The organism is Spongiactinospora sp. 9N601 (assembly GCF_044326295.1).
Classification (GTDB): domain Bacteria; phylum Actinomycetota; class Actinomycetes; order Streptosporangiales; family Streptosporangiaceae; genus Spongiactinospora; species Spongiactinospora gelatinilytica.
Genome location: NZ_JBIRBB010000045.1, coordinates 1 through 9,568, shown reverse-complemented (window position 1 = coordinate 9,568; position 9,568 = coordinate 1). Strand labels below are relative to the sequence as shown.

The following is a 9,568-nucleotide window of genomic DNA, read 5'->3' as shown; positions in this document are numbered from 1 at the left end:
CGCCGCCATCGCGGCCTACGTCCGCTGGCGCAACCGGCACGCCGCCCCGAAGGTCAGCTTCGCCGCCAGCTCCCCGATCCGGTCATGGACCAGTTACCCCACCAAGGTTGCGTGATGCACCACTAGCCGACAGCCTCGAACGGACCATGGAACAACGACGTCGGTGGGCAACCACCACCAATTTTCAGCCCGGAACGTGCCTCCCGTCAGGGAGATCGGAGACCAGCCGCATCCAGTCCGTCGTATACGCCCAGCTCAGCCAGCGAAGGGCGGCTGCTTTCTGACGCAGATTCTCAATGACCCAGGCTGTAGGAAGATGGGCAACTCGACACTGCAAACATGGATAAATGGTTCCATCGTTCGATCTGTCAGGGCATGATGCTGTTGTGCGAGCAAAACAACGTCGCTCTTCGCATGGTCTCTACGACGGCTACGAGGAGTACAAGACAGCCTCTGATGAGGACTATCGACAGGTTCTTACCAAAGGAATGGTGGTTCCCGACACAAATACGCTGCTTAATCTGTACCGTTATAATAGACGGACGAGAAACGATCTCATTGCTATTTTGGAGCGGGTGGCGAATCAGCTTTGGATGCCTCGCCAAGTCCTTGACGAGTTTTGGAGAAACCGCAAGAACGCGCTGGATGACTCAAAGAGCATACTCACGGAGACAACTGCAGAACTGAGGGCTCTGCAGCAGAAATCCGCAGAGGCGGTGAATAAGTGGTCCAATCGCCTTGCGCTGTCGGGCGAGAACCTCGACTCCATCAGAGACTCGCTGAAGCGAGGCTTCGAGGTAGCGATCAATCGAGTTCAAAAGCTTACGGAAGCCGAAGCTTTCATCGTGAGCGAGAACACGAATGACGACCCTGTCCTGATTGCCCTCGAGCCGTTGTTTGGGGGCCGAATTGGGCTGGCCTTCGATGACTCCGAGATGGAAGCCCTCCTGGCTGAAGCGAATCGACGCATCCAAAATAAGATCCCCCCTGGCTATGAAGACAGAGATAAGAAGGGCGGTTTCCCTGCTGGTGATTACTTTGTCTGGGAGCAGGTTATCCGGGAGGCAGAAGAGAGAAGATGTGATGTTCTGATCATCACAGGAGATAAGAAGAAGGATTGGTGGCAAGAGGAGGGCGGCAAAAGGAAGGGTCCGCGCCTTGAGCTCATCCGTGAGCTTCGCCAACGTGCCCAGGTGCGGCTCTTCATGCTTCGGCCCGAAAGCCTCCTGCAATATGCGAAGTCTATTCTCAATGTCGAGGTAAGTCAAAAGTCGGTCGAGGATGCCGGGCGAGTGGATCGCTTGCGAGCTGCGCTCGAACTGTCCAGCCTAACAATCGAGGAAGTTGGCGCTTTGGACACCCTGGCCGAGGATGCGGTTGGCGGATATCTCCTTGCCAAGCTACCCCGTGACCAAAATGGCGACTACTTGGAGACAGTGTTCGATATGGCGCAACTTGCATCTAGCTCCCCTAGACTAGAAGTTTATCTTGACGCTTTTCAGAAAAGATTTCCGAATATAACGCTCCGCACTGAAGCTCGTCGAAGAATGCGGAATTTAGAGTCGCTTGGCCTGGCATCCGTAAATAAGAATCAGGTTCGACTCACCCCTCTTGGGGAGCGATTTGTTGCGGATGGGGGAAATCTGGAGCTGCTGCAGATCAGCTTTCTTAGAAGAATCAATGGAGCTGTTGCAATACTCGATATGGCGAAAGAAGAATCGCCTCGAAAGCTTCGTGCAAAATTGGCACGCACCCCGCCTCAAGGAGTTAGTGCGACACAGGCGATGTTAACATTGCGGTGGCTGGAGCAACTCAACTTGATAGAGTCGCTATAAATCTGAGTATGCTGGCCTGATAAATGTTAATGCCATAGCAGCCGCTTGTTGGTACAGATATGGTCGTGTTGCACTACATCGGTGTACTTTCGCAGCTGCGCGTTGGTGCTGGTCCACCGTGTGCTGTCGTCGGCCCAAGCTGCCCGGTGGCAAGGCCCGACGAAGGAGGGCCGCGGCAGCCGATCGCCCCAACCATGTACGGTGAGCACCGATGTCGGCGATCGTCACGACCTTCAAGGGATCGGTATTGCCGGGATCGGCTTGCGTTCAGTAACGACGAAGGGTTGTGCCGGCTTGCCTTCTACTGCAGGAGGGTGTGACGGGCTAGCGTCGAGGGGCGGGTGCGTGATGTAGCAGCGGCGGAGGCGGCTGCGCAGACCGACAGTAAGCCATGGTTGACGGTGGCATGGGCGCCTATCAGTGGGGTGAGAACGGCGTTCGCGCCGACGTTGCTTGAGTCGTGAGGACCTCGGGCGGTGGCGCGGAACGCTCTGGGTGCTGCGGCCGAGCCCTTGCCGTAGGCGTCCGGGTCCGCCTGCGCTGTTGTTACTACATGCCTCGCGCTGTGTGGTGCCGTTCGAGGGCCGGAAGTGGGAGCTAAGTTGGCTGCTATAGAAGAGCGCGGGCGGTGCTGGCCGCGACCGGCCGGAGAGCCGCAGCGCGGCCAGCGACCGCCCGACGCGCGGCGAGACGCCGCAGGCGGATCGCCTTTAATCACGTAGAGAAAGTGCTCATCCAACTCAACGCACTGTGGTGCCATTGATCTTGGTGTCGCGAGCTTGGTGTGGCAAGGGGCTCCGCTCGAGGGGATGTCTATCGAGCGTGTCCGGCGAGGAGGGCATGCCAGGTGTCCCAGCCTTCCCGGGTGCGGAGGCGGTGGGTCTCGCTGGTGTCGGTGCCGATGGGGAGCGTTCGGGTTCTGGTGATGTAGAGCAGGCCGCCGCTGGCGCGTAGTTCGTAGATGGTTTCCTGGCAGTCGCAGGTCCAGGCGAGGGCGCGGTGGCGGGTGTCGGTGCGGGGTGGGATCCAGGTCAGCGGGGTGTAGCCAGGCTGGGGATGTCGGGGGTGTGGTGCCAGGCACCAGCTCCTGATCATTGGTGCGGGGTGGTGAGGTGGAGTAGGGCCCAGACGGTGCGGCTGGTGGGGGTGGCGTGGGTGCCCCAGCCGTTGGCGAGTTGGGTGATGAGGTGGAGGCCGCGGCCGGTGAGGTCGAGGTCGTCGGCGGTGGTGAGGCGGGGGGTGGTGGGGCCGCCTTCGTCGAGGACGGTGAGCAGGAGCAGGCGGTTGGTGCGGTGGAGGGTGACTTGGAAGCGTCCGCCGGCCTGGCCGCTGTTGGTGTGGCGGATGGCGTTGGTGGCGAGTTCGGAGACGATGAGTTCGGCTGTGTCGGCTTCGGGGTGGTCGGCGAGGCAGGTGGTGACGAATCGGCGGGCTTCGGCGATGTGGCGTTTGGTGCCGGGGAAGGTGCGGGTCCAGCGTTGGGGGCGCTGGGCCTGGCGGCCGGAGCAGGCGGGGGGTGTGTCGGTGTGCGTCACGGGGAGACCTCGCGTTCATGCAGCTCAGATCATCTATAGCGCCATCAGTACTTAAAGTACTGGTGCTATACTTCAAGTACAAGCGACTTGGAGTACTTGCGCCGCACAATAGGTACTGGTCAGATCGTCGAGGACCGATCCAACGACCAGGCGGCGATCCGACCGCTCCGCCACACCCGAGGGAGGGTGCCCTATGTTCGGACTCGTCGTCCGATTCACGTGCAAGGACGAGGCCAGTGCTGATGCGTTCGATCGGCTGGTGGCCGACACCATCGAGGCCATCCGCCGCGATGAGCCCGGCACGATCGTCTACGCCGCCCACCGCGTGGACGGCCGACCGCTGCAGCGGATCTTCTACGAGCTGTACGCCGACCGTGCCGCGTTCGACGCCCACGAGGCCACCGGTCACACCAAGCACTTCCTCGCCGCCCGGGAAGAGCTGCTGGCCTCGGTCGAGGTCGACTGGCTGGAACTGACCAGCGGGAAAGGCGCCACGCCATGACCAGCGACGCGAGCACCGAGTATCAGCGGGCGCTGGGACGGCGCATCGCCCAAGAACGCAAACGGCGCGGCCTGTCCCAAGTAGAGCTGGCACAACTCGTGGACCGCTCGGTGGCGTGGATCTCCCAGGTCGAACGCGGCGTCCGCAAGGTCGATCGGATGTCGGTGCTGGAGAAGGTCGCAGAAGTACTGGACCTGCCGCTGGCCGAACTGGCCGCCGAGGCCCCGGTGGTCGCCGCCACCACTGAGGAGGCGCCGGGGACGGCCGGGCTACGGTTGTTGCTGTCGGGCGCGCACTCTCTTCAGGCGATGCTGCACTCGGCTCCCGCACCGCCCGCCTCCCAGCTTCAGCCGAAGGTGGACCGCGCGTGGGAGCTGACCCATGCCAGCCGGTACGTGGAGCTGACCGATCTGCTCCGCGGCCTGATCCCCACGCTGGAGAGCGGGGTACGGTCGGCGTCGGCCAAGCAGCAGGCCGACCTGTACCGGTTGCTGGCCGGGGCCTATCAGGCGTGTTCGGCGTCGCTGGCCAAGCTCGGCGAGCCGGAGGCCGCGTGGATCGCGGGCGATCGGGCGATCAACGCCGCCGAGCGCGCAGGGGATCCGTTCATGATGGCGGCCGGGGCGTTCCGGCTGGGGTTCGTCTTCCTAGGGGCGCGGCACTTCGAGCAGGCCGAGGAGATCGCCCGCACCGCTGCCGATGCCTTGTGGTTCATGGCGGGCGAGGGCAAGCCGGAGGCGATGTCACTGTGGGGCGGCCTGACGCTGCAGCGCGCGGTGGCCGCCTCCCGGCTGAACCAGGGCGATGCCGCCTATCGGCATCTGGCCGGCGCACGGGATATGGCCGCGCGGCTGGGTGAGGGCCGAAACGACTACAACACCGAGTTCGGGCCCGCGAACGTGGTGCTGCACGAGGTGGCCGTGGCGGTGGAGCTCGGCGACGCCGGGCATGCCCTGCGGGTCGGGACCACTGTGGACGTCTCCGGCCTGTCGGTGGAACGGCGGGCGCGGCTGCGTATCGATCTGGCGCGGGCGCATGCTCAGCGGCGTCAGGTGGAGGCGGCCACCGCCGCGTTGCTGGAGGCCGAGGAGATCGCGCCGGAGCAGGTCCGCAATCACCGGCTGGTACGGCAGGTCACCTCGGACCTGCTGACGATGCAGGATCCGGTGCCTGCCGACCTGCGGGCGCTGGCCGACCGAGTGGGAGCGTAGGGACTCGTAGAAAAAGTACGTGTGCTGGTACTCAAAGTACTAGCGCAATCACTCTGAGCGATGTAGCGTTTGTGTTGTCGCTGGAACTCTCCGTAACCGGAGGCTCGCAGCCCAGCACAAACGCTTTTCGCGTTCCAGGGCCGAACCAGGCAGCACCGCACCACCGGCCCTGCGGACGACGGAGAGAAGGCCACACATGAAAGTGGCCTGAGCGGGAGACCCGCCCAGGCCCGGATGCTGAAAGCACCCTAGTTGGCGCTTCGATGCTACCGCCTCCGGATCTGACGGCGCGGCACCGCTCGTCCCATAACGCCTGCTCAGCAGGCCGACGAGAGGTCTATTCGCCATGCGCACCGTCCCGATCCCGGTCGACACCGCCAAGCTCACCATTACCTGCGTCAAAGCCCCGCGCCCACGCCTCCTCAACCGTGACACCGGCGAGATCAAGACCGACAAGAACGGCAACACCGTCTACGAGGTCACCGTCTCCGTCGAAGACGAGTCCGGCCGGATCGAACTCCTCAAGATCGGCATCACCGGCGAACCGCCCATCACCGCCGGAGACCCGGTCAACGCCGTCGGGCTCCTCGGCTACGTCTGGGAGATCGCCGGCCGCTGGGGCATCAGCTACCGCGCCACCGCCCTCCTTCCGGCCAAGGAGAACACCGGTGCCTGACCCGCTCGCGCTGCTCGCAGTCCTGGCCGCCGCGGCGGCCGGGCTGTGCGCCTGGCGCCACTGGCACCACCGCTCCTACTGGCTCATCGTCGGCTACCCGCTCACCGCGCTCAGCGTCCTTTCGGCCTGGCGGAAGGTCGCCCACGGCTGCGGCCTGACCAAGAAGCGGCAGCGGTTCTGGTTCACCACCGTCCCCAGCCTGGTCGCATCGACCGGCGTCGTACGGGTCAAACGCAAGTTCCAGCGCATCGGCGTGGACACCAAACCGTTCATGTGGCCGCCGCTCCCGACCCGGTACGGCTGGCGCGTCACCCTGCACACGCTGGAAGGCCAGATCCCCGCCGACTACGCCGAAGCCGCCGAACGGCTCGCCCACTCCTGGGGCGTACATGCCGTACGCGTCACCTCACCCCGCCCTGGGCGGGTGGTGCTGGCCGCCACCATCCGCGACCCGCTGATCAAAATCGACCCCTCGCCCGCGCCGGGCGACCTGCTCAAGGTCACCGTGGGACGGCTGGAGACCGGCGGCCCGTGGACCATCGACTTCCGCACCGTCCCGCACTGGCTGAACGCCGGAGCCACCCAATCCGGGAAGTCCAACCTCGCCAACGCCCTGCTCATCGGGCTCGCGCCGCAGCCGGTGGCGCTGGTCGGGTTCGACCTCAAGGGCGGCGTGGAGTTCACCCCCTACGCGCCCCGGCTCTCGGCGCTGGCCACCATTCGAGCCGAATGCGGTGACCTGCTGAATGACCTGGTCGCGTTGATGAACGACCGGATGGGCGTGTGCCGGATGGCCTCCGCCCGCAACATCTGGCAGCTTCCGCCCGCGATGCGTCCCACCCCGATCGTGGTGCTGGTGGATGAGCTGGCCGAGCTGTACCTGATGGCCGACAAGAGCGAGAAGGACGAGATCGCCCATACCTCGACTGCGTTGCTGCGGGTGGCGCAGCTCGGGCGGGCGTTCGGGATCTACCTGTTCTGCTGCGGCCAGCGGATCGGCTCCGACCTCGGGCCCGGGGTCACCGCGCTTCGGGCGCAGTGTTCGGGGCGGATCTGCCACCGGGTCAACGATCCGGAGACCGCCACCATGACCCTCGGCGACCTCGACCCCGCCGCGCTCGTCTCGGCCCGCGCCATCCCGGCCGAGACACCCGGCGTGGCCATCGTCGCCTCCTCCGACGGCCAGTGGTACCGCGCCCGCTCCTTCTGCGTCACTGAGCAGGCCGCCGAACACGCCGCCCGCACCTACGCCGACCTCGCCCCGGCCTGGACCGACATCATGACGGCCCAGCCGCAGGACACCCACGCCTCCTGACCGCCCCGCCGAAGTACACCGTGACAAGGGGATCTCCATGCCTCGCTTCATCCATCGGCTCCTGGACACCGGCCCGATGGTGGTCCTGGCCGCCATCGCGGGCGCGGGCTCCTTCACCCACATCCGCGACACCGCCCATGACAACGGCCAGACCGGGGCGATGTCCTACGCCATCGCGGTGTGCATCGACCTGACCTGCGTCATGGCCGCCCGCGAACGGCAACGCGACGCCAAGACCGGCAGAACGAAACGCGGCCTCGTCTCCTGGCCCGTCCTCGTCCTGTCCGGCGGGATCGTGCTGTCGCTGGCCGCCAACCTGCAACAAGCCGAACCGACCCTGTGGGGCCGGATCACCGCCGCCACCCCGGCCGGTGCCTTCCTCATCGCGGTCTCGATGCTGGAACGCTGCGCCACCGCCAGCCGTACCGAAACGCCCAGGGACGTCCCGCAGACGTCCCCGGCCACGGCCGAGACGTCCGGCCCCTCCTCCGCCACACCAGCGGAGGGCCCGAACGGTGGTCCCGCACCCGACCCGGCACTGATCGACTACGCCCGCCGCGTCGCCGACGACCACCAGGCCAAGAACGGCAAGCCCATCACCAGCGACTTGCTCCGCGCCCGCCTGGGCGTCTCCGACCACCTCGCCACCGACCTGCTTCGCGCTCTGCGACGCGCACCCAACTCCTGAAGGGACCACATCAATGAACGACCACCGCACCGCACTCATCTCCGGATTGCGCGACATGGCCGACTTCCTGCACGACAACCCGAACATCCCCGTCCCGAGAAGCGACGTCAGCGTCCTGCACTTCCCGGCCTGGGCGCAGGACGCCGAGATGTGCGCGCACGTCGACCACATCGCCGCCCTGCTCGGCACGGAGATCGACCAGGAAGACGCCGCCTACGGCCACTACTCCACCGGCATCCGCTTCGGCCCCGTCGAATACCGGGCCGTCGCCGTACTCGCCGAACGCCGCGCCCGCCACGAAGCGCTGCTCTCCTACGTGGACTGCGTCGTCCCCGAGGGGACCCCATGACCCGCTGGGCGCGGCGCTACTGCTGCTGTACCTGCGGCGGGACCGGGCTCGTCAACGGCGACGCCGACCACGCCGACACCTGCGCCGACTGTCACGGGACCGGCATCGACAACCACGGCGCCTAACCGCGCAACGCCCCCCGCCTGGCCACACATCCGCCCAGATCCGCGCCACCGGCGGCTGCCACCAGCCCATCTGCCTACGCGGCCGGGTCGAGCACTACGACCAGGCCACCGGACGGTTCCTGCACCGCTACACCACCCGCGACGAACCCGACGGCATCCTTCGAGTCGCGTGCAAGACCCGCCGCGCCTCCCGCTGTCCGGCCTGCGCCGAGATCTACCGCGCCGACACCTACCAGCTCATCCGCGCGGGCCTGGCCGGCGGCAAGGGCGTCCCGGAATCGGTCACCGCCCATCCCGCGCTGTTCATCACCCTGACCGCCCCGTCCTTCGGAGCCGTCCACACCCGTTACGAGACAGGCGGCAAGGTCCGGCCCTGCCGTCCTCGGCGCGACGCCGTTACCTGCTCGCACGGGCGCGTCCTGGCCTGTACGGCACGCCACGCCGCCGACGATGCCCGGCTCGGCGAACCGTTGTGCCCGGACTGCTACGACTACACCGGCACCGTCCTGTTCAACGCCCTCGCGCCGGAACTGTGGCGACGCTTCACCGAAGCCCTGCGCCGCCGCTTCGCCAAACTCTCGGGCCTGACCCTCACCGCGCTCCGCGACCAGGTCACCATCTCCTTCGCCAAGGTCGCCGAGTACCAGCGGCGCGGCATCGTCCACTTCCACGCCGTCATCCGCCTCGACGGGCCGGGCGGCCCTGCCGCGCCACCACCGCCGTGGGCCACCGCTGAGGTCTTGGCGGACGCCGTACGGCACGCGGCAGGCGCGATCACCATCCCACTCTCCACCCACGGCCGGACACTCCGCTGGGGCGACCAACTCGACATCCGCCCCATCCGCACGAACGGCGAACTCACCGAACAAGCCGTCGCCGCCTACATCGCCAAGTACGCGACCAAGGCGGCCGAGTGCGTCGGCACCCTGGACCGCCGCATCCACACCCTCGACGAACTCGACCACCACCCCCTGCGCGACCACGCCCGACGCCTCATCACCGAATGCCTGCGCTTGGGCGCCCTGGAGGACCTGGCCGCCCACCGCCTTACCCAATGGGCGCACATGCTCGGCTTCCGCGGCCACTTCTCCACCAAATCCCGCCGCTACTCCACCACCCTCGGCGCACTCCGAGCGGTCCGCGAAGCACACCGACGACAACACGACAACGTCACCACCGGCCGACTACCACTCTTGGCCGAGGACGAGGTTGTCACTTCAAGTGTGTAAAGATCGCTTCCGGTAGCCAGAGAGCCGCCTTTACCTGATCCGTCCTGGATAAGCGATGTCGAGTTCGGTGAGCGCCTCACGCCAGCCGATGGTGCGCTGTCCC

At 66.0% G+C, this 9,568-nt stretch carries 11 protein-coding genes; 9 read left to right on the top strand and 2 right to left on the bottom strand.

Going from position 1 to position 9,568, the window contains the following annotated elements; all coding sequences use genetic code 11:
- The first annotated feature begins 347 nt into the window (after positions 1–347).
- Positions 348–1,835: a PIN-like domain-containing protein gene (locus ACH34R_RS43920; RefSeq protein WP_397567590.1), complete on the top strand. Its 1,488-nt coding sequence runs from the start codon at positions 348–350 to the stop codon at positions 1,833–1,835.
- A gap of 813 nt (positions 1,836–2,648) precedes the next feature.
- On the opposite strand, the gene ACH34R_RS43915 is transcribed toward ACH34R_RS43920, so the two are convergent.
- Both ACH34R_RS43915 and ACH34R_RS43910 read right to left on the bottom strand, forming a co-directional pair.
- Positions 2,649–2,930 (bottom strand): hypothetical protein, encoded by a 282-nt coding sequence (locus ACH34R_RS43915; protein ID WP_397567589.1) that lies wholly within the window; start codon positions 2,928–2,930, stop codon positions 2,649–2,651.
- Entirely contained in the window at positions 2,927–3,370 is a 444-nt protein-coding gene (locus ACH34R_RS43910) for an ATP-binding protein (RefSeq protein WP_397567588.1), read from the bottom strand. Before ACH34R_RS43910 ends, ACH34R_RS43915 begins: the two co-directional genes overlap by 4 nt.
- A gap of 193 nt (positions 3,371–3,563) precedes the next feature.
- Here ACH34R_RS43910 and ACH34R_RS43905 point away from each other — a divergent pair, with 193 nt between their 5' ends.
- The 8 genes from ACH34R_RS43905 to ACH34R_RS43870 all read left to right on the top strand — a co-directional run bounded on the left by ACH34R_RS43905 (position 3,564) and on the right by ACH34R_RS43870 (position 9,465).
- Entirely contained in the window at positions 3,564–3,872 is a 309-nt protein-coding gene (locus ACH34R_RS43905) for a putative quinol monooxygenase (RefSeq protein WP_397567587.1), read from the top strand.
- Positions 3,869–5,083 carry a helix-turn-helix domain-containing protein gene (locus tag ACH34R_RS43900; RefSeq protein ID WP_397567586.1) on the top strand — a complete coding sequence of 405 codons (1,215 nt, stop codon included), beginning with the start codon at positions 3,869–3,871 and terminating at the stop codon, positions 5,081–5,083. The genes ACH34R_RS43905 and ACH34R_RS43900 overlap by 4 nt, the downstream gene beginning before the upstream one ends.
- Before the next feature lie 346 nt (positions 5,084–5,429).
- Positions 5,430–5,759, top strand: coding sequence for a hypothetical protein (locus ACH34R_RS43895; protein WP_397567585.1), 330 nt, complete (start codon positions 5,430–5,432; stop codon positions 5,757–5,759).
- On the top strand, positions 5,752–7,074 hold the full coding sequence (locus tag ACH34R_RS43890) for an FtsK/SpoIIIE domain-containing protein (RefSeq protein WP_397567584.1): 1,323 nt from the start codon (positions 5,752–5,754) through the stop codon (positions 7,072–7,074). Before ACH34R_RS43895 ends, ACH34R_RS43890 begins: the two co-directional genes overlap by 8 nt.
- A 37-nt stretch (positions 7,075–7,111) precedes the next feature.
- On the top strand, positions 7,112–7,762 hold the full coding sequence (locus ACH34R_RS43885) for a DUF2637 domain-containing protein (protein ID WP_397567583.1): 651 nt from the start codon (positions 7,112–7,114) through the stop codon (positions 7,760–7,762).
- A 13-nt stretch (positions 7,763–7,775) separates the two neighbouring features.
- Positions 7,776–8,111: a hypothetical protein gene (locus ACH34R_RS43880; RefSeq protein ID WP_397567582.1), complete on the top strand. Its 336-nt coding sequence runs from the start codon at positions 7,776–7,778 to the stop codon at positions 8,109–8,111.
- The gene (locus ACH34R_RS43875) at positions 8,108–8,236 is read left to right on the top strand and encodes a hypothetical protein (RefSeq protein ID WP_397567581.1); all 129 of its coding nucleotides are present in this window, start codon (positions 8,108–8,110) and stop codon (positions 8,234–8,236) included. The genes ACH34R_RS43880 and ACH34R_RS43875 overlap by 4 nt, the downstream gene beginning before the upstream one ends.
- A complete protein-coding gene (locus tag ACH34R_RS43870) occupies positions 8,191–9,465 on the top strand; it encodes a replication initiator (RefSeq protein WP_397567591.1) in 1,275 nt (424 codons plus the stop codon). Before ACH34R_RS43875 ends, ACH34R_RS43870 begins: the two co-directional genes overlap by 46 nt.
- Positions 9,466–9,568 lie beyond the last annotated feature (103 nt).